The sequence below is a fragment of the Chroococcidiopsis thermalis PCC 7203 genome (assembly GCF_000317125.1).
Lineage (GTDB): Bacteria > Cyanobacteriota > Cyanobacteriia > Cyanobacteriales > Chroococcidiopsidaceae > Chroococcidiopsis > Chroococcidiopsis thermalis.
Genome location: NC_019695.1, coordinates 3,399,978 through 3,424,345 on the forward strand (window position 1 = coordinate 3,399,978; position 24,368 = coordinate 3,424,345).

The window sequence follows — 24,368 nt, forward strand, 5'->3', positions numbered from 1 at the left end:
CTCTCTTTCCCCTGTTCCCTTACTCCAAATACGACACCCAACTCGGTACAACTTGAGGCGAACCGTACCAAATTCCAGGGGCTTTGGGAGAGTGCTTGACTCCCTCTAAAATTAAATTTTCTGCTCCCTCTAAATGAGCTGCTGCGATTGGGGTAATGCCATCACCCCAACAATTTCCTTGTCCGCAGGTCAAGCGATAGCTGCTGTATGCCAGCCAACTTCCTCGCCGTCGCTGTCCGAAGATGCTCTTACCAGCAACGCAAACGTAGCGCACTCGGGAACTGTAAAAAGCACCAGGATAGTTATTGTTGACAAAATCGAGATTCCAGCGCGTCCAGCGTTCTTGGCTAATGTGGGGAGTTCCCAGCGTGACTAACGTGGCAACAAAGCGGTAAGCTTCCCAAGGGGGAATTGCGGCGATCGCCGCATTACGAGCCAGGTAAGCTTTTTCACCTAAATAAATTCGCGAGATCCAGCCGCCAGCAGAATGACCGATCAAATTCACTTTAGCTGTGTTGTATTGCCGTAAAACTTGCTCGACCGTGCGATGCAGTTGCAGCAAAATTGGAGTCATTGGTCTACCTCCCAACGTGGGGAACCAATCTTGTCGTTGTAAGGGAACCGTAACGGTAGGAAAGCCTGACTGTTGTAAAAATTTTTCCAACGGACGGTAGGCGATCGCAGCTTCTAAAAATCCAGGTAAAATGACGGTGGGAAGCATAGACAGTAACCAGTGACCAGTGACCAGTGACCAGTGACCACGCACCACTCACCACTCACTCCACCCTACACCCTCGACAAGTAACACGCACTACTCAACTACCAACTACCAATGACCAATGACCAATGACCAATGACCAATGACGACAAATGACTCCTCAATGGCGAATGGTATTCTCTACGGTGTTAGTGTTGGTCCAGGCGATCCAGAACTGATAACGCTCAAAGGGTTGCGATCGCTGCAACAAGCTCCCGTAGTTGCTTTTCCTAGAGGAATTCAAGACAAACCAGGCATTGCCCAACAAATAATTGCTCCGTGGCTGCGATCGGATCAACAGCAGCTACCCTTAGATTTTCCCTACGTGCAAGACATTGAAGTTTTAACAAAAGCATGGCAGCTAGCCGCCAAGCAAGTTTGGGAATATTTACAGAAAGGTCAAGATGTGGCTTTTGCCTGTGAAGGGGATATTAGTTTCTACAGTACGTTTACCTATTTAGCACAGACGCTGCAACAAATGTATCCCGCAGCCGTCATCAACTACGTTCCTGGTGTCTGCTCGCCTATGGCAGCAGCATCGGCGTTAGGGCTGCCCTTAACTGTCCGCCAAGAGCGTTTAGTCGTGCTACCAGCGATTTATAACGTCAACGAACTAGAATCTATTTTAGACTGGGCAGAAGTCGTAGTATTGATGAAAGTAAGTTCTGTATACGAACAAGTATGGCAAGTCTTGCAGCGCAAATCCCTACTGCAACACAGTTGGATAGTAGAACGAGCTACATTACCAAATATGGTGATATATAAAGATTTAAGCGATCGCCCGCACCTACAATTACCCTACTTTTCGTTACTCGTCGTCCAAGTCAGTCGTCAGTGACTAGCGACTAGTCACTAGTCACTAGTCACTAGTCGCTAGAATTATTTGTCCCCCTTGTCCCCCTTGTCCCCCTTGTCCCCCTTGTCCCCCTTCGCCCCCTAATCCCCCTTGTCCCCCTTGTCCCCCTTGTCCCCCTAATCCCCCTTGTCCCCCTTGTCTCCCCTACTCCCTAATTACTGATGTCTACTTCCTCTCTAGTTCAAGCTTTACCTGAAGCATGGCGATCGACAAATGGACTGGCAATTTTGGGTTCGCTCGGCATTCACACCCTACTATTGGTAGGGCTGCCTTTTGTCTCGCTAGATCCGCAAGAAGTTGATTTACAGAGTAGTATCGGAGTCGTGGAGTTGTCTCCCGAAGAACGCAGCCGCGTACCGCAAGTAGCAGCAGATCCATCTGTCATCCCGCCTGTCAATACTGCTCAACAGCAAGCGCCTGCGCCTGCTCAGGGTTTTCAGTCAGAAATCTTACCCCCTCTGCCCGCACCATCACCTTTTTTACCACCACCGCCTGGGACTACGCCAATGTACCAAATGCCCAGTAGCGATTCATTACCTCCACCTGCGCCTATCCCCTTACCACCGCCACCTCAAAATTTACTCTCGCAAAATCCTTTTGGACAGCCCCCAGCACCACAGCCAAACCAAGCAAATCAAAATATCCAAATGCGGCAATTAGCGCCGCCAGCTAATGCCTTACCACCGATTCCCGATCTGCCTCCAACGCAAAATTTGCAGCCAAGTCCACCAATAGCCCAACCACCCAAAAATTCACCCGATCGCGCTCAACAAGAAAGGATGGCACGGCAAAATGCCCTGGCGCAACGGTTGGCAGCAAATCGCAGTAAAGCCGATACTTCCCCAACGAGCGATCGCGAACGGCTTTTGGACGCAGCAGCGCAACAGCAAGTTCAACGAGCCAAAGAACGCGAGGAACGTGCCTCTCGCTTAGCAGCCTCTTTACAACAGCGGCAATCTAATCCCGCACCGACTAATCCTCCAGCCACGAATCCAAATAGCGATCGCGCCTCTCGCCTCGCAGCCATACTCCAACAGCGACAACAGCAATCTAATCCCACACCGACTACCCCGCCAGCGACAAATCCGAATAGCGATCGCGCCTCCCGTTTGGCAGCACTTCAGCAACGTCTTGCCCGACCGATCGGCGCTCGACCTGACTTTAAACCCGAATCGGGATCTACGCAGACAATTGCTCAAATTGAAGCCTTGCAGCAACAGTATCAAAAAGTACAACAAGCTTATCCGCAATTTGTCACGGCTGCGCCAATCCGCAAACGAGTTCCTGTATGTAATAAAAAACTCAATGGCGGCGAAGCGATTATTGCAGCACTAACCGATCCCACGGGCAAAATTGTGATTGGACCCGACGTGATTTCTAAAGATAGTCCTAGCGCCGTACAACAAGCTGCGATTCGCTATGTCAAACGCTATCCATTCACCAAGTCGGCTGCTCCCGTGAATCAAACCTTTCGTCTAGAATTCAGCCACAATCCTAGATTATGTTCTAGAAAGTAGTGCAACAATTCTGTTTGACTCTGCTGCTAAAGTTAGCTGCGATCGCTCAGTCATAGCTAACTCATACAATAATTTTTGGTTCAGGCAAGTCTCCCCCTAGTCCCCCTTTTTAAGGAGGGAAATAAAGCCCCCTTTTTAAGGGGGTTGGGGGATCTTCGATTATTCAAAATTACTATAAGTTACGTCATCTATCACTTGATAATTTCATATACATCTATCTAAAGAGATACTTTTTAATATTTGTAAATTCGCTATTCTTAGCCTCAGACATCAATATAAGACATAAATGAAATTTGAATATTCAAACTTTTTCTGTTAGTTCTCATCTGATATTGGGAATGATAACTATATCGATCTAGGTTGCAATTTTTATGCATCAAATCAGTATAGTAGGAAGTTCGCAAACTTTTTTGACTCGTAGACCTTATTGCTAATAACAGCGATCGCAAAACTGCATCCATTATTATCATCTTTGGTTAGCAATTGGGCAAGAAATCATGAATCAAGAGCCAACCCCTGAATCCCTGAGCGCAACTATTAGTCAACTGAAACAAATCAACGAACAATTACAGCTTCAAGTTGCAGCACACCAGCGGGCAGAGGCAGAAGTTCGATTTTTGCATGGCATTACCCAGTTTATTAATGAATCTCACGATTTTCACTCTGCATTAGCGATCGCGCTAGAAAAAATCTGTCAGTTTACTGGCTGGCAATTTGGTGAAGCATGGACTCCCAGTTCTGACGATCGAAATTTAACATGTAGCCCTGCTTGGTACAGTGCCGACCCAAGCTTAGAGCAATTTCGCCACAGCAGCGAAGGATATAAATTTGCTGCCAATATCGGTTTACCTGGGCGTGTTTGGGTGTCAAAGCGTCCTGAGTGGTTGCACATTTCTCAGGAACCAGAAACCATATTTTTACGCAAATCCTTTGCAGATCGAGTTGGATTCAAAACGGCGTTGGGTATGCCAATTGTTGATAGTGGCGATCGCGTTCTAGCGGTGTTGGTATTTTTCATGTTTGCATCTTGCGCAGAAAATACCCATTTAATCGAGTTGGTTGCAACTATTGCTGTTCAGCTAGGCACTTTATTACAACGCCAACAAGCAGAAGCAGCACTATATCAAAGTCAAGCATGGCTGCAAGCAATTTTAGATAATTCCACAGCACTAATTTATATCAAAGATTTAGATGGAAAATATTTACTCGTCAATGTCTGGTTTAGCCTTCTATTCTATCCCGATCGCGCTGGGGTAAAAGGAAAAACTGACTACGACATTTTCCCTCCAGAAATTGCTGCTGTTTTACAGCAAAACGATCGAAAAGTTATAGCTGCTAAATCTCCAATTGATTGGGAAGAGCTGTTACCACATGAGGATGACGGTTTACATACCTATCTTTCCATTAAATTTTCTCTCTATAACGAACGCGGTGAACCTTATGCGATTTGTGGAATTTCTACCGATATTACCGAACGCAAACGCGCTGAAGATGCCCTACGTTCCAGTATGGCGACAAATAGAGCTTTACTCAATGCGATCCCAGACTTGATGTTTCGCATCAATCGTTCGGGAGTTTTTGTCAACTTCAAAGCCGCAAAAGGCGATCGCTTGCACCTACCAGCACATGAATTTTTAGGTAAACATTTATCTGAAGTATTTCCTACTGAAATTGCCAAAGCATTTGATAGTTGTATAAAACGTACTTTATTTACTAATGAAGTGCAAATTTTAGAATGTCAGCTGATTGTAAATGATGAATTCAGAGATTACGAATTACGCATTGCTGTCAGTGCTGAAAATGAAGTCATGGCAATCGTTCGCGATATTACCGATCGCAAGCGAACGGAAGCAGAAATTCGCCTTGCTTTAGAAAAAGAGAAAGAGCTAGGAGAACTCAAATCGCGGTTTGTAACGATGGCTTCCCATGAATTTCGCACGCCTCTAGCAACGATTTTATCTTCTTCAGAATTGCTCGAACACTACAGTCATAAATGGAGTGAAGATCGAAAACTAAATCATTTACAAAGAATTCAAACATCTGTAAAACACATGACTCAATTATTAAATGACGTACTCTTAATTGGTAAAGCCGAGGCTGGTAAATTAGAATTTAAACCCCTACTCATCGACCTCAAACAATTTTGTCACGAAATTGTTGAAGAAATTCAATTAACGGCTAGCGATCGCCAAATTATTTTTCAGTGTCACGCAGACGAGCGGATTACGGGAATGATGGATGAGAAATTGCTACGTCATATTTTTATCAATCTCCTTTCCAATGCTGTTAAGTATTCCCCTGCCGACAGTCCAGTTAATTTTGAATTAACTAACGAATGCGACACAGTTATTTTTCGGGTTCGAGATCGAGGAATTGGTATTCCCTTAGTAGAGCAAGCAGAAATTTTTAGTAGTTTCCACCGTGCTAGTAACGTCGGAAATATTTCTGGTACAGGACTCGGTTTAGCGATCGTGAAAAAATCAATCGATTTACACGATGGCAAAATTGCAGTTGAAAGTTCAGTTGGCTTAGGCACGATTTTCACTGTAGTACTTCCTTTAAACAAGCAGGTATAGGTACAAAAACATGGCTAAAATTCTTGTGATTGAAGACGAACCAGATGTTAGAAATAATCTCGTAGAACTGCTAGAGTCAGAAGACTTTGACGTTGCTAGTTCAGAAAATGGTTTGATGGGAGCGCTGTGGGCGCAGCAGTATTTACCAGACTTAATTATTTGCGATGTCATGATGCCAGAAATTGACGGCTATGAGGTACTCGCTGCTCTACGGGAAGAAGCAACAACAGCTACAATTCCTTTTGTTTTTCTCACAGCAATGGCTGATAAAGCAAATGTCCGTCAAGGCATGGAGTTAGGAGCAGATGATTATTTAACTAAACCTTTTACTAGGGAAGAATTATTAGGAGCAGTTACCACTCGGCTAGCAAAACAGCAAGCGGTGGCACAACAATACCAAGCAGAATACAAAAGAGCAGAAGCGCTTAAACAAAGAGTACAAGAGCTACAACAGTATATTGAAACAAAAGATGAAGTCTTGCAGCAATTACAGCAAAATTTGTCTAGTACTGTACCGAAACTGAATATCGCGATTAATATTCTCAAGAATCTCACACCTGGCGCGCAACGCGATCGCTGTTTAGCAATTATTCAAACAGCCTGTGCTGAGGAAATTTCTATGTTAAGTCAACTTCCCTACTCCAAGATTTTTACAGAGGAATTATCAGAGTTGTTACGCCAATGTCAAATTACCAATGAAGAAACTTAGAATGTAGTGAGGAGCGAGGGGAATTTTGGATTGGTAATGGGTTGGTAGTTGATGGTTGATGGTTGTTGGTTGATGGTTGTTGGTTGTTGGTTCTTGCTCCCTCCGCTCTCTTCTCTCCCTCAGCTCTCTTCTCCCTTGTCTCCCTTGTCTCCCTTGTCCCAATTTTGAATTTTGAATGCGCTAATTTTGAATTCTCTTTGTCCCCCCCCTGCTCCCTTTACTATCTTTCTAATTCAAATGATCCAAATCTTAGTGGTAGACGATCAAAGCTTAATTCGCCAAGGATTGAAAGCATTATTGGAATTAGATCCTGAATTAACCGTCGTTGGTGAAGCAGAAAATGGGCAACTTGCACTTCAATTAGCTCAAGAATTACGTCCAGATGTAATATTAATGGATATTCGGATGCCGTTGATGGATGGCGTTGCAGCAACACGAGAAATTTTGCAACAACTACCGCAAACTAAAGTTCTAGTTTTAACAACTTTTGACGATGACGAATACGTAAAAGCAGCGATCGCTCACGGAGCTATGGGTTACTTACTCAAAGATACACCTTCAGAGGAATTAGCCATAGCAATTCATGCCGTACATAAAGGATATACGCAATTGGGACCGGGAATTGTGAAAAAACTCCTGGTATCTCCTTTATCTGTAACAAAACCTACTCCTCCACCAGTACTGCAAGAACTCACGCCTAGAGAATTAGAAATTTTACAATTAATTGCTTCTGGGGCAAATAATCGCGAAATTGCTCAGAAACTATTTATTTCTGAAGGAACCGTAAAAAATCACGTTACGAATATTTTAAATCGACTGAATTTGCGCGATCGCACTCAAGCTGCCATTTTTGCGAATACTTTTCTATTTAAATAATTTCACACACTCCTCTCGCAACACGCCTTTTGTCACTTTAATATTTCTAAAAGACTTAGCAATTATCTCATCACATGCTAGATCGATCTGCGATTGGTTCACCGAGATCAAATCTTCGATTGAAGCCCCAATTATAATTTCTGATACACCAGCCCATACGCAAACACTCGCGCACATCGGGCAAGGTTCACCTGTAGCGTATATCGTATATCCTTCTAAAGACGGAGTTTGAATTTTAGCTGTTAAACTACGAATGACATTCATTTCTGCATGAGCAGAAGGATCGCAATCTCGCTTGACTGTGTTATACCCTTTAGCTACGACTTCGTTATCTTTGACAATTACAGCACCGTAAGGAGAATCGCCCTGTTTTGCTTCTGCCAAAGCTAATCGCATAAAATCTTCAGGTGTCATCTGTGTCATGTTACTCAAACAGCGTGTAGGATTTTATTTAGAAGATATTGAAACGCCCGCAGGTCGGACAACCACTTTAATTATTACAGGTTTAGTTCTACTATCTTCTGCTATTTTTGTTGCAGACACTTATTCGATTCCTCCTAAAGTTCGTAGTCTGCTCGATTTTTTTGACACGATAATCATCTTTATTTTTACTTTGGAATATTTGCTGAGGTTCTGGTGTGCAGAAAACAGAATGCAATACTTTTTCAGCGTTTATTCTTTTATCGATCTCATGGCGATTTTGCCAGTTTTTTCAGGATTTATAGATATCAATTTTAGCTACGTCCGCTTGCTGCGATGGTTTCGTATTTTAAAACTAGTTCGTTTTCTGCAAGGGAGAACTTTATTTGGTCGCATTGGGACGGAAGACAGTGTTATCTTTGCTAGAATATTGTTTACTTTATTTGCGATCGTTTTTGTTTATTCGGGTTTGATTTATCAAGCCGAGCATGTTATCAATCCAAAAGTATTTCATACTTTTTTGGATGCAGTGTATTTCTCAGTTGTCACGATGACAACTGTAGGATTTGGTGACGTAACTCCTATTTCCCAAGCAGGAAGGTTTCTCACAGTTCTGATGATTTTAACCGGAATTGCCCTAATTCCTTGGCAATTAGGCGATTTAATTAAACAATTAGTCAAAACATCAGATCGCGTAGAGACAAATTGTCCTACTTGTGGGTTAGCATTGCACGATGCTGATGCTCGGTTTTGTAAAGCTTGCGGTACGAGATTAGAAAAGATTCAGACTTGATTCTCTAACAAACCAGTCGCTCTTTCGCAATTCAGCTTTGTAGAAACGTTACATGTAACGTCTCTACACCGATAACTAATAGAAGTACTACTTTTGGCGTAGGAACATATGCTTGAACCTGAGTATAATAACTCAAGTAAAAAATGTTATTTTTGTCAAGTTAAGATTTATAGTTCGGTTTCAATTTAGGGTAGTTCTATGGTTTTGTGGGCAGACTACGATAACTTTCCCATCCCTTATAAGGGATGGAATGTGGCTGTGGGCGAAAAATACGTAGGTAACAGACAACAGCTGGCAACCGCCTTCACGAAGCTATTGGCATGGCTGCGAGAGTATATGTCTGTAGACACTGCTACAATCCTACTACCAGATGAAGATCGGGAAAATTTGCTCGTATATGCTACCGTCGGACTTGAAGAAGAAATTACACAAAAAATTCGTATTCCTATAGGTCGGGGTATTGCAGGTAGAATTGCTGCAAGTAGTAAGTCAATGGTGACTCACAATCTATTGGAGGAGGAGATTGTCAGTCCGATTTTACGGCAGAAAGGACTGCGATCGCTCGTCGGCGTTCCCCTACCAATGCGAGAAGGTATGGTTGGGGTTCTACACGTTGGTTCGCTTCAACAACGACAATTTACCGAACGCGACATCCAACAATTGCAAGTCGTCGTTCATCGCCTCAAGTCCATCATGGTGACAGCACAATTTAACTACCTTTCTTGTTCTGCCAGCCAGACAGATATTCATAAATATGTAGAGCGAATTATATCGTTGAAGTATCCCCACAAAGTTCAAAATTTATCATCTGCTCTACAGCAGCCTTTAAACAGCTATTGGTCGATCGCAGCGTGCAAATGTCTTGACATTTTCCGATGTCAGTATATATTGACATGCAATTGAGTCATGTCATAAAGAGTAGGGTAGTTTTTTCACCTTGAGTTAGTTACGAAAATTAATATCAGAGGCGATCGCGTTTCCCGTAAGAATCGATACAATAAGCTTCTTGTAGGAGTCGATTTTGCCTGTGAAGTCAAAAATAAAATTAGTCAATTAGCGATCGCGCGATCGCGAAGGCTGTCTTCAGAGGGAAATCGGAACCAAAACTGATTTAATTCAAGTGGTTTTGCAATCGTGAAATTTAAAGAATTGAAATTTAAAGAATTGAGAGTTTTCGTTAACAAGTGTTTCAGAAATTATTAGGGGCGCATAGCTATGCGCCCCTAATACAACAGATAACTAATAATTTCCTTAAGAGCCGAACATTTACATCTCTACTCGTTAGAGAATGCAAATTAGAATGCGCCTTTACTATCAGGTGTAAACTTCCTACACCCCATATTCCTGTCAATAACTTCCAACTACCGACTGCCAATTTCATCACGACCCTTCATTGCCACGGATAAATCGCCAATTATGAATAGCAATCAACTACCACCAAAACAGGGACTCTACGATCCACAGTTCGAGCATGATGCGTGCGGTGTAGGATTCATCGTTCATATGAAGGGCAAACAATCGCACGAAATTGTAGAACAAGCACTCACAATTCTGTTAAATCTCAATCACCGTGGCGCGTGTGGTAGCGAGATTAATACAGGCGATGGCGCTGGAATTCTCTTGCAAGTTCCGCATAAATTTCTCAAAAAAGTCGCAGCCGCAGAAAATATTAACCTGCCAGAAGCAGGATGTTATGGCGTTGGTATCATCTATTGCGCGCCAGATGCCGCAGTCAGGGAGCAGAGTCGGCAGATATTTGAGAAAATTGTGGCAGAGGAAGGTCAAAAAGTCCTCGGTTGGCGTGACGTACCGACAGATAACTCCTCATTAGGTAACACCGCTAAAGCTAGCGAACCGTTCGTACAGCAAGTTTTTATCCAACGTGCTGACAATTTAATCACTGAAACAGATTTCGATCGCAAACTATACGTCATTCGCAGACGTTCTCAAAATGAAATTCGCACCGCGCAGATAGATCCGTATTGGTATCCATCGAGTCTTTCGTGTCGGACAATTGTTTATAAAGGAATGTTAATGCCCGTGCAAGTAGGGCATTATTATCCCGACTTGCAAGATCCAGATTTAGAAAGCGCTCTAGCACTGGTACACTCTCGTTTTAGTACAAATACATTCCCCAGTTGGGAGCGATCGCATCCTTATCGCTACATTGCTCATAATGGTGAAATTAATACCCTGCGCGGTAACATCAACTGGATGCACGCACGGCAATCGTTATTTGAGTCAGAATTATTTGGCGCAGATTTAGAGAAGCTAAAGCCAGTCATCAATATGGACGGCAGCGACTCGATGATCTTTGACAACGTGCTAGAGTTGCTTACACTGGCAGGGCGATCGCTCCCTCATGCAGTAATGATGATGATCCCCGAACCGTGGACGGCGCATGAGTCGATGAGCGAGGAGAAAAAGGCATTTTACAAATATCATTCCTGCTTAATGGAACCGTGGGATGGTCCCGCCTCAATCGCCTTTACCGATGGAACGACAATCGGCGCAGTACTCGATAGAAATGGCTTGCGTCCGTCACGATATTACGTCACCAAAGACGACTTGGTAATCATGGCATCCGAAGCGGGTGTATTGCCAATTGAACCAGAACGTGTAGCGTCGAAAGGACGCTTGGAACCAGGAAGAATGTTTCTGGTAGATATGGCACAAGGACGGATTATTGCCGACGAAGAAATCAAACACCAAATCGTCACCGCACATCCATATCGGGAATGGTTGGATAAGTATATGGTGGCGTTAGCGGGAATTGTAGGGGCGCACAGCCGTGCGCCCCTACAAGATAATTCAATCCCTTACCCCTCACCCCTCATTCAGCGCCAAATGGCATTTGGATATACGTTTGAGGAGTTGCGGCTGTTGTTGACTCCGATGGCAAAAGATGGAGTTGAGGCAGTAGGTGCGATGGGTGCGGATACGCCGTTGGCTGTTTTATCTGACCGTCCCAAATTGCTTTACGATTACTTCCAACAGCTGTTTGCTCAGGTGACGAACCCGCCGATTGATTCGATTCGCGAAGAAATTATTACTTCGGCAGAAACTACAATTGGTTCGGAACGAAACTTACTCAAACCAGAACCAGAAAGTTGTCGTTTAATTGAATTGAAAACGCCGATTCTGAGTAATGAAGAGTTGGCAAAGCTGAAATATATTGATGAAGATAATTTCAGTTCTGTGACGATTCCCATCCTATTCAATCCGAAAGATAAGGTGAAGGGATTAGAAACAGCTTTGGATGAAATTTGCAGCCAAGCAGACAAAGCAATTGCATCTGGTGTCAATATTATTATCCTGAGCGATCGCGGTGTGGATCGCGATAATGCCCCGATCCCAGCATTACTCGCAGTATCCGGTTTGCATCACCACCTGATTCGCACGGGAACCCGCACGCGGGTAGGAATTGTCTTAGAATCGGGAGAACCACGGGAGGTACATCATTACGCCGTTCTTCTCGGTTACGGCTGTGGGGCAATTAATCCTTATCTGGCGTTTGAAACAATTGAAAGTTTAATTCAGCAGGGTTCGCTACTCGATGTTGATTTCAAAGCTGCGTGTAAGAACTACGTCAAAGCCGCAACTAAGGGTGTGATTAAAGTTGCCTCCAAAATTGGAATTTCTACCCTGCAAAGCTATCGTGGAGCGCAAATTTTTGAAGGTATCGGCTTAAATCAGTCAGTCATTGACAAATATTTTACCTGGACGGCATCGCGAATTGAAGGTATAGATCTAGAAGCGATCGCCCAAGAAGCAATTTTACGTCACAATCACGCCTTCCCAGACCGTCCCACCAACGGACATACGCTAGATGTTGGGGGTGAATATCAATGGCGCAAAGAAGGTGAGGCGCATCTATTTAGTCCGCAGACAATCCACACGTTGCAAAAAGCTGTCCGTGAAGGAAATTATGACAGTTACAAGCAATACGCCACCCTGGTAAACGAGCAAAATCAGCAGTTTTTTACCCTACGCGGACTATTGCAATTTAAACCACGTCAGCCAGTTCCAATTGAAGAAGTCGAACCAATTGAAGCAATTATGAAACGCTTCAAAACGGGGGCGATGAGTTATGGCTCAATTTCCAAAGAGGCGCACGAAACCCTGGCGATCGCTATGAACCGGATTGGTGGTAAATCTAATACTGGGGAAGGTGGCGAAGATCCAGAAAGATATACTTGGACGAACGATCTCGGTGACTCAAAAAATAGTGCCATCAAACAAGTTGCTTCCGGTCGTTTTGGCGTAACCAGCTTGTATTTGTCCCAAGCGAAGGAACTTCAAATCAAGATGGCACAAGGGGCAAAACCAGGAGAAGGCGGACAATTGCCCGGACGCAAGGTGTACCCCTCAATTGCCAAAGTGCGTCACTCCACGCCAGGGGTAGGACTGATTTCGCCCCCACCACACCACGATATTTATTCAATTGAAGACCTTGCCGAGTTAATTCACGATTTGAAAAATGCCAATCGTCAAGCACGAGTCAGCGTCAAATTAGTCTCTGAGGTTGGCGTGGGAACAATTGCCGCAGGGGTTGCCAAAGCGCACGCTGATGTGGTGTTGATTTCTGGTTTTGATGGTGGTACGGGTGCTTCGCCACAGACTTCAATTAAGCACGCGGGGCTACCTTGGGAATTGGGGTTAGCAGAGACGCATCAAACTTTGGTGCTGAATAATCTGCGATCGCGCATCGTTGTCGAAACAGACGGACAGATGAAGACGGGACGCGATGTTGTTGTCGCAGCACTTTTGGGTGCAGAGGAGTTTGGTTTTTCTACCGCACCCCTCGTTTCCCTCGGCTGTATTATGATGCGCGTTTGCCACCTCAATACCTGTCCGGTGGGGGTAGCGACACAAGACCCACAACTGCGGCAAAACTTCACGGGCGATCCAGAACACACGGTCAACTTTATGAAGTTTATCGCCCAAGAAGTGCGAGAAATTATGGCACAACTCGGTTTCCGCAGCTTGAATGAAATGGTCGGTCGCACTGAAGTACTAGAAGCAAAACAAGCGATCGCCCATTGGAAAGCAAAAGGCATCGACTTATCGAAAATTCTCTACCAACCGCAAGTTGGGGCAGAAGTTGGGCGTTACTGTCAAATTCCTCAAGATCACGGGTTAGAACAGTCTCTCGACATGACAGTATTACTGGAATTATGTCAAGAGGCGATCGAACACGGTAAACCAATCAAAGCCACTCTACCGATTAAAAATATCAATCGCGTCGTCGGCACGATTCTCGGAAACGAAATCAGCAAACGTCATTGGGATGGTTTACCCGAAGACACCGTACACCTACATTTCCAAGGTAGTGCGGGGCAGAGTTTCGGTGCATTCGTCCCCAAAGGCGTAACTCTAGAACTCGAAGGTGATGCCAACGATTACCTGGGTAAAGGACTTAGCGGTGGCAAGATTATTGTCTATCCACCTGTAGAGTCTACGTTTGTCCCAGAAGAAAACATCATCATCGGGAATGTTGCTTTCTACGGTGCAACCAGTGGTGAGGCGTATATTTCCGGTGTTGCCGGAGAACGCTTCTGCGTGCGTAACTCTGGTGTCAATACCGTTGTGGAAGGCGTAGGCGATCACGGTTGCGAATACATGACTGGTGGTAAAGTCGTCATCCTGGGTACGACCGGACGTAACTTTGCCGCAGGGATGAGTGGTGGTGTTGCCTATATTCTCGACGAGAAAGGCGATTTTGCTACTCGCTGTAATACGCAAATGGTAGGACTGGAAAGACTCGAAGATCCAGAAGAAATCGCGATCGTGCGGCAAATGATTCAGAAACACGCCGACTATACCGACAGCCAGAAAGCAAAGCGAGTTCTCGCCAACTGGGAAGCGACAATCCCGCAATTTGTCAAAGTCATGCCACGGGATTACAAGCGCGTGTTGCAAGCCATAAAACAAGCCCTAGCATCCGGCTTAAGTGGTGACGACGCACTCACCGCCGCTTTTGAAGAAAACGCCCGCGATGTCTCCCGCATCGGCGGCAGCTAATTCAGTGACCAGTGACCAGTGACCAGTTACTAGTGACTTTTCTCCCTCTGCTCTCTTCTTTTTTTCACGCACCACGCACCACGCACCACCTTTAAACTATGGGCAAACCAACAGGCTTTATCGAATATCTCCGTGAAGTGGCATCGGAAGTTGCGCCAGTCGATCGCATCCACAACTGGGACGAGTTTCACATCCATATGCCAGAGGAGAAACTGCGAACCCAAGGCGCGCGCTGTATGGATTGTGGCGTACCGTTTTGCCACACGGGTACAGTTATTAATGGCATGGCAAGCGGTTGTCCGATTAATAATTTAATTCCTGAGTGGAACGACCTGATCTATCGCGGACTTTGGCGCGAAGCCCTCGATCGCCTGCATAAAACTAACAACTTCCCCGAATTTACAGGGCGCGTCTGTCCCGCACCGTGTGAAGGCGCTTGCGTTTTGGGAATTAATAACCCTCCCGTGACAATTAAGAATATTGAAAATGCGATCGCTGATAAAGGTTGGGAAGCAGGTTGGATCGAACCGCACCCTCCAGAAAAGCGCACGGGGAAAAAAGTTGCCGTTGTCGGTTCGGGTCCGGCGGGGTTGTGTGCCGCAGCACAACTGAATACAGCAGGACATTGGGTCACGGTATTTGAACGCGCCGATCGCCCAGGCGGATTGTTAATGTATGGTATCCCCAACATGAAACTCGACAAGCGGGAAGTCGTCCAGCGCCGCCTCGATATTTTGGAACAGGAAGGCGTAAAATTTGTTTGCAATACCGAAATTGGTAAAGACATCTCTGCGGAAACCCTGCTAAAAGAATTTGATGCTGTAGTTCTCTGTGTCGGTGCGACCAAACCCCGCGACTTACCTATCGAAGGACGAGAATTGAAGGGAATTCACTTTGCAATGGATTTCCTCACCGCCAACACCCAAGCAATTCTAGATAACCGCAGAGGCGATAATTTCATCTCTGCTGCCGATAAAGATGTGGTAATTATTGGCGGTGGCGATACTGGAACTGATTGTGTTGGTACGTCAATCCGCCACAGTTGCAACAGCATCGTCCAATTGGAAATTATGCCTCAGCCACCCCTCACCCGTGCCGCGAATAACCCGTGGCCCGAATATCCCAAAATCTACAAAATGGATTACGGACAGGAAGAAGCTGCGGCTAAATTTGGCGCTGACCCCCGCGTATACATCACCACTGCGACCAAATTTGAGGGCGACGAGAACGGCTGCGTCAAAGCCGTCCACACGGTACAAATAGAGTGGACGAAAAACGACAAAGGGCAGTTTGTTCCGCAGCAAGTCCCAGGTACGGAAAGAGTCATACCCGCCCAACTCGTCTTGCTGGCGATGGGTTTCCTCGGACCCGAACAACCCCTAATTGATGCCCTGGGACTCGATCGCGACCCCCGCAGCAATATCAAAGCCGACTATGGTAAGTATGCTACCAGTATCCCTGGAGTTTTCGCCGCTGGCGATTGTCGTCGCGGACAAAGCTTAGTCGTTTGGGCATTCAACGAGGGTCGCGGTGCAGCCCGCGAGTGCGACCTTTACCTCATGGGTAGCACGGATTTACCTTTTTAACAGTTATCAGTGATTAGTGGCTAGTGACAAGAATTGAGTCCAGCCACTAGCCACCAGCCACTAGCCACCAGCCACTCACTATATGACAAAAATTTCACCCAGAACTATCTATCACAACCTCAGACTACTGGAACAGGTTAATGCTGCTACTAGTGCTGTTTACAGACAACTGGCACAAGAAGTATTGGCAGATCCAGAAGTGGAACTCGTCTGGCGACAGGCGATCGCCAATCGACTCAATCACGCCAACCACCTACTAGAAATGCAGATGGCTAACGATAACGATAGCTACTGAGGAGAATTCGGAATTCGGAGTTCGGAATTCGGAATTAAATCGTTTCCTTTAGCTGCTTTAGTTCTCTTATCCCGACTCCCCACTCCCGACTCCCCACTCCCCAGTTTGCTCGATTTCTCGACACTTAGCCTCAGCGTCTTTGAATGCTGCGGCATAATCAGCACCACCTAGCATGACATCGCCATAATACTCATAAGGGGCTTCTCCGTAGACTGGTAAGGGGTCGTCTTCTGGGTAATCTTCTTTTGACTCTTCTATGGTTGCCTTGAGTTGTGGCACGGTGAGGCGCTGGGCAGGAAAGTAATAGAGTGTTTCAATGTGGCGATCCAGATGGGGAAACGTCGGATCGATAATGCGATCGCCTAATTCGAGCCAGCCATACTCTACCATTTCACACGGCGCGCTGGCAAAGACTAAAAAGCCCTGTACGTAGACCGATTCCTCTATCAACAGCGCCGCTTTATAGGCGTTATCAAAACACTTAGTTGCTTTACTCTTAATCCGTTTGGCAACTTCCATCGAAAGAGTTACATCTAAAATTTTACTCATATCAAACTGTTGTTACATCTCAATCCCAATTTTTGAATGTTTTGACTTTTGTACGGGCGTGTTTACCAATTATCTCTGACTACGACCAAATATTGCTGGCAAACCCGCCCCTACGAATGCATGACTTCCTCAAACGGGAACAGTCAACGGCATTCCATTATCCTTGGCACTCAATTTAAGTAGAAATGGTACGGCTTGCTTGACCCAATCTTTGATCGCAGTATAAGCCGCTGCCTCCTCTCCATAACAAATTTCCAACATATCTGTATGAATGATGCCGGGGTTGAGGGGAATCGCTGCTATTCCCGAGGGTAATTCCTGTGCCAAAGACCTAGTAAGTCCCTCAATTGCCCATTTTGACGCACAGTATGATGCAACCTCTGGAGAAGTGGAACGACCCCAACCAGAACTTAAGTTAACGATAATGCCCCGGTTTTTCTCCTTCATGGCGGGGACAAAGTGACGGATAACGTTTGCTACTCCTTTGATGTTGACATCAATCAGGCGATCGAATTCTTCAACAGGAATCTGCCACAGTGGGGCTAGAGGATTAATTATAGCTGCATTGTTAATTAGTAAATCTGGCACGCCGTGGCGCGAAAGTACTTGTTCTGCCCAAGTTTTCACCTGCTGGTTATCGGCAACGTCTACTACCATAAAATCGTGCGGCGAATTATACTGCTGAGATAGTTTTGCTACTGCTGCCTCAGAACGGGCGCAACCTACAACTGTATGTCCAGCTTGAATGAATCCTTCCGTCATGGCAAGCCCCAAACCGCGACTTACCCCCGTGATGACAATCAGCTTAGTCATGATGAAACTTGGCGTAACTTTACTTTACTAAAAAACTAGTTTGCAGGAGTAGAAGGCATATTTCCCTCTCAAATTATCTTACGCAATGCTTGAAGCTAATGGACTTGCTTCCTGGTTTAAGGAAGAACAGCAAAAAACCGAAAATTGGTATCTTGCATCTAGCAATCCTTACCAACAGTCAGGTTGGGGAAGTACGCCCGCACGCTGGCGCTGCGTACGAGAGGTAATTTTAACGGCGGTCAACAAGAACGGGAGTTTTTTAGATGTGGGTTGTGCCAATGGTTTATTGCTAGAAAGCTTAATACAATGGGCAAGCGAACAAAAAATACAGTTGATTCCCTATGGAATAGATATTTCATCCCGCTTGATAGAACTTGCGTGTCAGAGACTACCAGATTTTACTAATAATTTTGCGATCGCTAATGCCTTATACTGGCGATCGACAACTCAATATGATTTTATACATACCTTATTAGAATATGTCCCTTCTCAGTTACATTCGGATTATATTCAGCAGCTTTTTAATACTGTGAAACAGGGAGGGAGATTAATTATCAGTAGTTACAGTAACCGCAGTCGTCAGCAACAAACTTTTGATGTTGTTCAATATCTCAAACAACTTGGCTATCCTGTAGCAGGAAATGCTAGCACTCAAGAGGAAGATGGTTGGATATTAACTCGTGTTGCATGGATAGAAAAGCGTTAAACCTAATTTTAAATACAAAGCTGTTTCGTGCTTGGAACTATTAGGAAAGGTAAACAGACCCGCCTGCTGGATATTCCATGTATTGAAGCATTCTACAACTGGTTCGATGAGACGCTGGGCAATTTTTTGGTTCCACCAATCGGGATGAACGCTAAGGGGACCAAAAGAGGCACAACTACCCCACCGAGTTACTAAATTAGATCCTATAATTCTATCTGCGATCGCGGCAAAAGCTGCTGATGGATTTGCGTGCCAGCGACTTTGGATAAAGTTTGCATCACCTCCAAATTCCATTGGATCGGGCAATCCGATAAAAGTGCCAAAAGCTAATCTGAAAACGCGATCTGCTGCGGGTATTTCGCTTTCTTGAAGCTGGCGAATTAAGACTTCCATTGTTGAGATATTTTCTAAAGATCGGTCGGTTTATATCTTCCTTTATTACCTTTCAATAGCTCATAAAGTCACAAAAAATTTAAATATTACAACCTAGCAACATTCTTCTTCGCTGTAATCGCAATCGATATAGTCAATTCGCTGGCAATCGTATTGACCTTTAATATTGTTGTTATAAAATCTTCCTAGAGAATCGGTGTCTTGTAAAGCTTCCCAAGTTTCCGGTTCCACATCTGCATACTGATATATACTGCCACTGCTAAACTCAACTTGTAAAATGCGATCGTTGCAGTTATAACCAATTGAAGTTGCCATTGTAGACTGAACTAGTAGCATTTTTAGAGGTTCAGATGCAGCAGGTAATGCATTGGTATTGACCAAAGAATTGACGTGTTGCAAACCTTCATAAGCTTCAATCGGGGCGGGAACTTCCACTAACTCAAACTCATCTCCTCGGTCAATTAACAGCCCTAAATAACCATCTGAATGACCGACAGCTACAAGATTACCCAGATCGAGTTTAGAGAACTTCATCAGGATTCTTAACCTTCTTATTTTTTAGTACAATTGTACTTAAAAACATGCGTTTTGTATAGTGCTAAGGCAACATACCACCATCTCTTGCTTTCTCCTTGTGAACCAAGGCTGTCTCAAAGCGAGCAGCGCTACCTCAGCTGAAAATCTATGGATTAAAGCCTGAGTTATATTTGAACTTTTATTTCTATTAACTAAGTTTGATTACTATTTCGATCCAAATATACAAAAAGGCTTCAGTATTATAAGATACATAGTTTCGGAGTATACAAATAATATGGCAAATTTAAATAGATTGGTACAAGGCGTATCGCAGCAGTTCAACCAAAATTCTTTAAGTTGGGGTTCGCTATTGGTTTGGATAAGTGGGTTAGTTGTAATAATGATGTTGATGGTAAGATTTTCTCAAATTTATTAAGTTTTTCAGGCTGATTTTTAGAAAAATAATATAGCAGGGAGCAGATAAGCAAGAGCAATTTACACTTGTAGGATGCTCCCTAACAGCAAGATTTATCATCGACGCTCGATAATATTCCTACCCCAGTTACCGCGATCGCCCGTACCAGTCCAGTAGTACCAAAAAAATTTTGGCGTGAGTCTTTTTACTGGATGAGGTTCTAATTGGTATCTTTGGGCTACCATCGCTCCATTAATTCCCCTCAACGCCTCGCGGTTAATGTAGCCTAAATGGTCTTTAGAAATCTCAATTTGTTGAGCGCGACGAAAGTTAATTAAAGCCGTATTGTAATCACCTCTAATTCCCGCCCGAATTCCTGTTTTCATTAAGCGCGTGTAGTCTTTACCATATCCAGGAATAATTGCTAATGGTGGTGGTAAGCAAGTATCATCTTTTGCTTTGCGGCTAGGGACTGCACCAACTGGAACGGGATAAAAAATTTTACATTCTGATGGGTTGTTTTTATAAAAACTACTGCGAAAATACTTCGGCTCTCTGGTTGTTTGAGCCTGAGTTGGAAGCGCTGTTGCGATCGCAATTAAGACCGCTAAGGTAGCAGAAATTCTTTTCATCAGTTATCAGTTATCAGTTATCAGTGACAAATGACGAAGGACAAATGACCAATATCTAACTTCAAATTCCTTGGACAAACTTTGCTAAATTCGCTTGTCGCCATCGAGCATCAGCTTTTCTATTTGTCCTCAACTCTAAAACTCGAATGCCGCTTGCTGGTATAAACTCTAGCCTTTGTTGCAAATCTTCCCAAGTCGTAATTAACTCATGTTCTACACCATAAGTCTGACAAAGGCAAGCGAAATCAATATCTTGTGGCGTAGCAAAAAACTCTTCAAAGGGTGGATCAAACTGAGAAATTGGCAGCATTTCAAAAATTCCGCCACCATTGTTATTAATCAGCACAATTGTTAAATGACCCTTAAGTTTTTTACCAATGAGAAAGCCATTAGTATCGTGCAATAAAGCTAAGTCTCCAGTTAGCATGACACTGCTTTGATTGTGATGAGCAATTCCTAAAGCAGTAGATAAAGTACCATCAATGCCATTTGCGCCGCGATTCACAAAAGGTCGCACGCCAGAATTACTAGGCATCCAAAAAAATTCTACATCGCGCACGGGCATACTATTGGCAATAAACAGTGGCGTACCAGGGGGGAGTATTTGAGAGAGCATCCAAGCTACCTTACCTTCAAACGGCTGATTCAGGTTGGCGATCGCCCCATCTACAACACCTCTCACCTTAGTCTCTAAATCGCACCATAGCTGCAGATAGTCGCTAGGTAACTTTGGCTTTGTAGGGTAGATTTGAGCTAACTGTTCCACACAAAGGCGCAGATGAGTTGTTTTACCATGTAGAGGGTCTAGATTTTGGTCGCTAGGATCGACAATCCAACGCTGCGGTTGAGTGCGATCGAGCCAACTACGTAACTCTTTACTTGTAGGCAATTCCCCAATTTGGATTACCAAGTCCGGCTTGAGTTTATCTGCTAGCTGCGGCTGCCGAAGAATTAAATCGTAGGTAGAAATGAGATAGGGATTGAGTTCGGCATAATTTCTGGCTGGAGATAACCCCTCTGCTAGAACTGGGAATTTCACTGTTTTAGCAAGTTGAGCGATCGCCCCACAATATTCTCGTGGGTTCTGTGGTTGCGCAATACCAGCAATGATGATACCGCGTTCGAGCTGTTGCCAAAAGACAGGTAGGGGTGGGTTTAACCCAGATATCTCTTGACTCGTCAACAATTTGGACAAACCTACTCGTACGGGAGTTGCAGGGAGGGACAGATGCGCGTCCGCACGGGAACCGATTTCGATCCCAGCAAAAAAGTCTTCTAATTCTAGTTGAGAAGAGATAAATTCAGAATTATTGCCATCGGGTATGGGTGCGAGGGGGTCGCGAAAAGGTATATTGAGATGAATAACTCCAGGGACGGGGTATAGCGCCCGTTCCCACGCATAAATCGCTGTTTGGCGTAAATATCTTAACGTCGAGATTTCTAAAGATGGTAGAGCTAATTCTGCTTGCCAGTTAGGATAAGAGCCAAATAACTTTAACTGATCGATCGTTTGTCCAGAATGACAGTGTCTCAATTCAGGAGGTCGATCGGCTGTTAGAACTATTAAAGGCACTCGACTTTCCCTTGCTTCCACGATTGCGGGATAGCAGTTAACTCCAGCCGTACCGGAGGTGACGACGACAACTACAGGTTTACTCGTTTGTTTAGCAATTCCCAAGGCGAAAAAGGCAGCAGAACGCTCATCTAACACGGAAATTGCCTCAACTTCTGAGGCTTGTAAGAAAGCGATTGTCAGTGGGGTAGAACGCGAACCAGGACAAATGACAGCAGTATTGAGTCCCAACCGTCGCCATGTTTCTACCAAAATAGAGGCACAAGCAGAATTTGTATTTCTTAAATCGATTGACATTGCGATCGCACAAACTATTAAGTAGTCATCCGTTATCAGTGGCTAGTGGCTAGTGGAACCGTTGACAAGAATTGAGTCTAGCCACTTGTCACTCACGACTCACGACTCACTTCCCAACGACCAACAACCAACGAAAAAATGCTTTGTAAAACTATCAACACAAAAATTCACGCTCAAACGATAGAGTAAACGATCAGGTATCTAATAACACTTTATGGCGCAACGCTACATTCGAGTTCAATCTCTAGAGGGACGCATCTACTACGGCATACTCCAACTTAGCTTGGAAGTTCTGCTATTAGATGCTCCGCCTTGGTTACAAGGACAGCCTACGGAGGAAAGCTTAACACCAGATGAATATCAGATTCTCGCACCTTGCGCTCCCTCCAAAATCGTAGCAGTGGGTAAAAACTACGTGGAACATGCAGCAGAAATGGGTTCAAGTGTACCGAAGGAACCTTTGTTGTTTCTGAAGCCACCTTCAGCAGTGATTGCCACGGCGACGGAAATTAAATACCCGCAACAGTCGAGACGGGTAGACTATGAAGGAGAATTAGCTTTAGTGATTGGCGATCGCACGTCAGATTGCACGCCAGAACAAGCGCAGAAAAAAATTTGGGGCTATACGATCGCTAACGATATCACGGCGCGAGATTTACAAAGGCAGGATAGTCAGTGGACGCGAGCCAAAGGATTTGATACCTTTTGCCCCCTTGGTCCCTGGATCGTCCGAGAAATCAATCCATCTGCCCAACTACAGACATTTTTAAACGATAATCCCCAACCCGTACAATCTGCCAGCATCGAAGAAATGGTCTATTCTCCATCTGTCCTCGTGTCCTACATCAGTCAAGTTATGACGCTGTTACCTGGGGATGTCGTCTTGACTGGAACTCCTCCTGGGGTAGGAGTGCTGAATGCAGGCGATCGCATCCGCGTTGAGATTGAAGGGATTGGTCGCTTAGAAAATACTGTAATTTTAAGGTACGCCAACGAGAATTCTGAATCGACAATTCAAAACTTATGATGTTTTCATGACTAAAGCAACAAGATTGTTAAAAGTAGTAAAATGTGCAATCGACTTTTAGAAAATAGATAAGTCTCTTGCACTCAGATCGCCAATGACAATGCCTAATGACCGATGACAAAATATCTATCTCACCTGCATATGAACTGCATCAGAGAGAGCAGGAATTTCTGCATATTTTCCTCTTAGAGACTGAGTTACAGCAAACGCTACAGCTGCCACTATTCCAAGGAAAATTGTACTGGCTATAGTCTGCGTGGCAAAACTAGCCCCAGGAATTGGAGCCAAAATTGGCAGCACCAACCCACACAAAAATATTACAATATCAATTAAAATTGCTTGCATGGTATTGAAACGAATAAAGTGGCTGATGCTTTCATTTCTAACTACCAATAGATATAAAGCAAAAAAGACGATTAAACTAGCAAAAGGTATACTACTGTATATTTGCAATAAAGGTATCAGCGGTAGAAATAGATATTGTAGAACTGGAAATTCTCGCAGTAAGAAAACGCCAAATGCAAACCCATGCATCAAGGGCAGTAAATATGGTAAACAAGCAAAGATTCGCTCTTGCACCGTAGTAGACCCGCGCCAAGCCATTGTTTATTCTCCTAAAAGAATTTATTTGAATTTAACTCTTCATATGCACAGGATAGCGCAGGTTTTACAGTTATTCAGTTGTCAGCGACCAGCGACCGATGACCAGTGACTAGTTAATTACGACTTGCGATGCACTACCATCATTCAACATTGGCAATGCGGAAGCCCATCATACATTCGTACTGATCTGGTTGTCCTGGCGAGAGTTTAGGTACAGCTTGACCACAGCGTAATTGTCCTTGTCTCCAACGTGGCTGTCCAGCACGATCGGCAAGCAAACAGCTTTGGCAAACTTGCTGAGGGGCAAGGATTCGATCTTCCATCAAAATCACTAACATCCAGATCCCTCCAGAATATCCTACGATCCCTTAAGTCAATTTTATGCTAGTCACTTATAAAGAGTGTTATAAGGCATACAGAGCTTAATATCCGCGT

23 protein-coding genes are annotated in these 24,368 nt (G+C 44.4%); 12 read left to right on the forward strand and 11 right to left on the reverse strand.

All coding sequences use genetic code 11. From position 1 onward, the window contains the following. Positions 1-19: 19 nt before the first annotated feature. Complete coding sequence (locus CHRO_RS14935) at positions 20-721, reverse strand: esterase/lipase family protein (RefSeq protein WP_041462487.1); 702 nt, start codon at positions 719-721, stop codon at positions 20-22. A gap of 160 nt (positions 722-881) precedes the next feature. Here CHRO_RS14935 and CHRO_RS14940 point away from each other — a divergent pair, with 160 nt between their 5' ends. The 4 genes from CHRO_RS14940 to CHRO_RS14955 all read left to right on the forward strand — a co-directional run bounded on the left by CHRO_RS14940 (position 882) and on the right by CHRO_RS14955 (position 6,415). After that, positions 882-1,595: a precorrin-2 C(20)-methyltransferase gene (locus tag CHRO_RS14940; RefSeq protein WP_041462488.1), complete on the forward strand. Its 714-nt coding sequence runs from the start codon at positions 882-884 to the stop codon at positions 1,593-1,595. A gap of 179 nt (positions 1,596-1,774) precedes the next feature. Next, positions 1,775-3,130 carry a hypothetical protein gene (locus CHRO_RS14945; RefSeq protein WP_015155063.1) on the forward strand — a complete coding sequence of 452 codons (1,356 nt, stop codon included), beginning with the start codon at positions 1,775-1,777 and terminating at the stop codon, positions 3,128-3,130. Between the two features lie 497 nt (positions 3,131-3,627). Further along, on the forward strand, positions 3,628-5,706 hold the full coding sequence (locus tag CHRO_RS29690) for a sensor histidine kinase (RefSeq protein ID WP_015155064.1): 2,079 nt from the start codon (positions 3,628-3,630) through the stop codon (positions 5,704-5,706). A 10-nt stretch (positions 5,707-5,716) separates the two neighbouring features. Continuing rightward, the gene (locus CHRO_RS14955; RefSeq protein ID WP_015155065.1) at positions 5,717-6,415 is read left to right on the forward strand and encodes a response regulator; all 699 of its coding nucleotides are present in this window, start codon (positions 5,717-5,719) and stop codon (positions 6,413-6,415) included. Here CHRO_RS14955 and CHRO_RS32325 read toward each other — a convergent pair. Further along, on the reverse strand, positions 6,380-6,577 hold the full coding sequence (locus CHRO_RS32325) for a hypothetical protein (protein WP_181824177.1): 198 nt from the start codon (positions 6,575-6,577) through the stop codon (positions 6,380-6,382). The two genes, CHRO_RS14955 and CHRO_RS32325, sit on opposite strands and share 36 nt — an antisense overlap. Positions 6,578-6,652: 75 nt before the next feature. Between CHRO_RS32325 and CHRO_RS14960 the strand changes: the two genes are divergently transcribed. After that, the gene (locus CHRO_RS14960; RefSeq protein ID WP_015155066.1) at positions 6,653-7,291 is read left to right on the forward strand and encodes a response regulator; all 639 of its coding nucleotides are present in this window, start codon (positions 6,653-6,655) and stop codon (positions 7,289-7,291) included. On the opposite strand, the gene CHRO_RS14965 is transcribed toward CHRO_RS14960, so the two are convergent. Next, a complete protein-coding gene (locus CHRO_RS14965; RefSeq protein ID WP_015155067.1) occupies positions 7,280-7,705 on the reverse strand; it encodes a nucleoside deaminase in 426 nt (141 codons plus the stop codon). The genes CHRO_RS14960 and CHRO_RS14965 overlap by 12 nt on opposite strands. A 7-nt stretch (positions 7,706-7,712) precedes the next feature. Between CHRO_RS14965 and CHRO_RS14970 the strand changes: the two genes are divergently transcribed. The 5 genes from CHRO_RS14970 (at position 7,713) to CHRO_RS14990 (ending at position 16,409) form a co-directional block, all read left to right on the forward strand. After that, positions 7,713-8,504 carry an ion transporter gene (locus CHRO_RS14970; protein ID WP_015155068.1) on the forward strand — a complete coding sequence of 264 codons (792 nt, stop codon included), beginning with the start codon at positions 7,713-7,715 and terminating at the stop codon, positions 8,502-8,504. A 198-nt stretch (positions 8,505-8,702) separates the two neighbouring features. Next, the gene (locus CHRO_RS14975; RefSeq protein WP_015155069.1) at positions 8,703-9,407 is read left to right on the forward strand and encodes a GAF domain-containing protein; all 705 of its coding nucleotides are present in this window, start codon (positions 8,703-8,705) and stop codon (positions 9,405-9,407) included. A gap of 513 nt (positions 9,408-9,920) precedes the next feature. Beyond that, the gene (gltB, locus tag CHRO_RS14980) at positions 9,921-14,528 is read left to right on the forward strand and encodes a glutamate synthase large subunit (RefSeq protein ID WP_015155070.1); all 4,608 of its coding nucleotides are present in this window, start codon (positions 9,921-9,923) and stop codon (positions 14,526-14,528) included. Positions 14,529-14,626: 98 nt separating this feature from the next. Beyond that, positions 14,627-16,114, forward strand: a complete 1,488-nt coding sequence (gltD, locus tag CHRO_RS14985) for a glutamate synthase small subunit (RefSeq protein ID WP_015155071.1) — start codon at positions 14,627-14,629, stop codon at positions 16,112-16,114. Positions 16,115-16,196: 82 nt separating this feature from the next. Beyond that, positions 16,197-16,409, forward strand: coding sequence for a hypothetical protein (locus CHRO_RS14990; RefSeq protein ID WP_015155072.1), 213 nt, complete (start codon positions 16,197-16,199; stop codon positions 16,407-16,409). A gap of 66 nt (positions 16,410-16,475) precedes the next feature. Here the strand turns inward: CHRO_RS14990 and CHRO_RS14995 are convergent, their stop codons facing one another. Next, positions 16,476-16,958: a hypothetical protein gene (locus tag CHRO_RS14995; RefSeq protein WP_015155073.1), complete on the reverse strand. Its 483-nt coding sequence runs from the start codon at positions 16,956-16,958 to the stop codon at positions 16,476-16,478. Positions 16,959-17,087: 129 nt separating this feature from the next. Further along, positions 17,088-17,771 carry an SDR family oxidoreductase gene (locus CHRO_RS15000; protein WP_015155074.1) on the reverse strand — a complete coding sequence of 228 codons (684 nt, stop codon included), beginning with the start codon at positions 17,769-17,771 and terminating at the stop codon, positions 17,088-17,090. An 85-nt stretch (positions 17,772-17,856) separates the two neighbouring features. Here CHRO_RS15000 and CHRO_RS15005 point away from each other — a divergent pair, with 85 nt between their 5' ends. Continuing rightward, on the forward strand, positions 17,857-18,477 hold the full coding sequence (locus CHRO_RS15005) for a class I SAM-dependent methyltransferase (RefSeq protein ID WP_015155075.1): 621 nt from the start codon (positions 17,857-17,859) through the stop codon (positions 18,475-18,477). Here CHRO_RS15005 and CHRO_RS15010 read toward each other — a convergent pair. The 4 genes from CHRO_RS15010 to menD form a co-directional block, all read right to left on the reverse strand. After that, positions 18,445-18,870, reverse strand: coding sequence for a GNAT family N-acetyltransferase (locus tag CHRO_RS15010; protein WP_015155076.1), 426 nt, complete (start codon positions 18,868-18,870; stop codon positions 18,445-18,447). The two genes, CHRO_RS15005 and CHRO_RS15010, sit on opposite strands and share 33 nt — an antisense overlap. A gap of 93 nt (positions 18,871-18,963) precedes the next feature. Continuing rightward, positions 18,964-19,404 (reverse strand): KTSC domain-containing protein, encoded by a 441-nt coding sequence (locus tag CHRO_RS15015; RefSeq protein WP_015155077.1) that lies wholly within the window; start codon positions 19,402-19,404, stop codon positions 18,964-18,966. A 513-nt stretch (positions 19,405-19,917) separates the two neighbouring features. After that, entirely contained in the window at positions 19,918-20,433 is a 516-nt protein-coding gene (locus tag CHRO_RS15020) for a hypothetical protein (protein WP_015155079.1), read from the reverse strand. Positions 20,434-20,494: 61 nt separating this feature from the next. Next, complete coding sequence (menD, locus tag CHRO_RS15025) at positions 20,495-22,303, reverse strand: 2-succinyl-5-enolpyruvyl-6-hydroxy-3-cyclohexene-1-carboxylic-acid synthase (RefSeq protein WP_015155080.1); 1,809 nt, start codon at positions 22,301-22,303, stop codon at positions 20,495-20,497. Positions 22,304-22,517: 214 nt separating this feature from the next. Here menD and CHRO_RS15030 point away from each other — a divergent pair, with 214 nt between their 5' ends. After that, positions 22,518-23,330 carry a fumarylacetoacetate hydrolase family protein gene (locus tag CHRO_RS15030; protein WP_015155081.1) on the forward strand — a complete coding sequence of 271 codons (813 nt, stop codon included), beginning with the start codon at positions 22,518-22,520 and terminating at the stop codon, positions 23,328-23,330. A gap of 126 nt (positions 23,331-23,456) precedes the next feature. Here CHRO_RS15030 and CHRO_RS15035 read toward each other — a convergent pair whose 3' ends face one another. Further along, positions 23,457-23,933 carry a Tic20 family protein gene (locus CHRO_RS15035; RefSeq protein WP_015155082.1) on the reverse strand — a complete coding sequence of 159 codons (477 nt, stop codon included), beginning with the start codon at positions 23,931-23,933 and terminating at the stop codon, positions 23,457-23,459. 140 nt (positions 23,934-24,073) lie between these two features. Continuing rightward, entirely contained in the window at positions 24,074-24,271 is a 198-nt protein-coding gene (locus CHRO_RS15040) for a hypothetical protein (RefSeq protein ID WP_015155083.1), read from the reverse strand. Positions 24,272-24,368: the final 97 nt, after the last annotated feature.

What these genes read in the sequence shown, in the direction of transcription:
- CHRO_RS15020 (WP_015155079.1), bottom strand. Translation starts at nt 20,433, where the DNA reads ATGAAAAGAATTTCTGCTACCTTAGCGGTCTTAATTGCGATCGCAACA.
- gltB (WP_015155070.1), top strand. Translation starts at nt 9,921, where the DNA reads ATGAATAGCAATCAACTACCACCAAAACAGGGACTCTACGATCCACAG.
- CHRO_RS14990 (WP_015155072.1), top strand. Translation starts at nt 16,197, where the DNA reads ATGACAAAAATTTCACCCAGAACTATCTATCACAACCTCAGACTACTG.
- CHRO_RS15035 (WP_015155082.1), bottom strand. Translation starts at nt 23,933, where the DNA reads ATGGCTTGGCGCGGGTCTACTACGGTGCAAGAGCGAATCTTTGCTTGT.
- CHRO_RS15040 (WP_015155083.1), bottom strand. Translation starts at nt 24,271, where the DNA reads ATGTTAGTGATTTTGATGGAAGATCGAATCCTTGCCCCTCAGCAAGTT.
- CHRO_RS15010 (WP_015155076.1), bottom strand. Translation starts at nt 18,870, where the DNA reads ATGGAAGTCTTAATTCGCCAGCTTCAAGAAAGCGAAATACCCGCAGCA.
- CHRO_RS14935 (WP_041462487.1), bottom strand. Translation starts at nt 721, where the DNA reads ATGCTTCCCACCGTCATTTTACCTGGATTTTTAGAAGCTGCGATCGCC.
- CHRO_RS15005 (WP_015155075.1), top strand. Translation starts at nt 17,857, where the DNA reads ATGCTTGAAGCTAATGGACTTGCTTCCTGGTTTAAGGAAGAACAGCAA.
- CHRO_RS14960 (WP_015155066.1), top strand. Translation starts at nt 6,653, where the DNA reads ATGATCCAAATCTTAGTGGTAGACGATCAAAGCTTAATTCGCCAAGGA.
- CHRO_RS15015 (WP_015155077.1), bottom strand. Translation starts at nt 19,404, where the DNA reads ATGAAGTTCTCTAAACTCGATCTGGGTAATCTTGTAGCTGTCGGTCAT.
- CHRO_RS15000 (WP_015155074.1), bottom strand. Translation starts at nt 17,771, where the DNA reads ATGACTAAGCTGATTGTCATCACGGGGGTAAGTCGCGGTTTGGGGCTT.
- CHRO_RS14945 (WP_015155063.1), top strand. Translation starts at nt 1,775, where the DNA reads ATGTCTACTTCCTCTCTAGTTCAAGCTTTACCTGAAGCATGGCGATCG.
- CHRO_RS14995 (WP_015155073.1), bottom strand. Translation starts at nt 16,958, where the DNA reads ATGAGTAAAATTTTAGATGTAACTCTTTCGATGGAAGTTGCCAAACGG.
- CHRO_RS14955 (WP_015155065.1), top strand. Translation starts at nt 5,717, where the DNA reads ATGGCTAAAATTCTTGTGATTGAAGACGAACCAGATGTTAGAAATAAT.
- CHRO_RS14965 (WP_015155067.1), bottom strand. Translation starts at nt 7,705, where the DNA reads ATGACACCTGAAGATTTTATGCGATTAGCTTTGGCAGAAGCAAAACAG.
- CHRO_RS15030 (WP_015155081.1), top strand. Translation starts at nt 22,518, where the DNA reads ATGGCGCAACGCTACATTCGAGTTCAATCTCTAGAGGGACGCATCTAC.
- CHRO_RS14975 (WP_015155069.1), top strand. Translation starts at nt 8,703, where the DNA reads ATGGTTTTGTGGGCAGACTACGATAACTTTCCCATCCCTTATAAGGGA.
- CHRO_RS29690 (WP_015155064.1), top strand. Translation starts at nt 3,628, where the DNA reads ATGAATCAAGAGCCAACCCCTGAATCCCTGAGCGCAACTATTAGTCAA.
- menD (WP_015155080.1), bottom strand. Translation starts at nt 22,303, where the DNA reads ATGTCAATCGATTTAAGAAATACAAATTCTGCTTGTGCCTCTATTTTG.
- gltD (WP_015155071.1), top strand. Translation starts at nt 14,627, where the DNA reads ATGGGCAAACCAACAGGCTTTATCGAATATCTCCGTGAAGTGGCATCG.
- CHRO_RS14970 (WP_015155068.1), top strand. Translation starts at nt 7,713, where the DNA reads ATGTTACTCAAACAGCGTGTAGGATTTTATTTAGAAGATATTGAAACG.
- CHRO_RS14940 (WP_041462488.1), top strand. Translation starts at nt 882, where the DNA reads ATGGCGAATGGTATTCTCTACGGTGTTAGTGTTGGTCCAGGCGATCCA.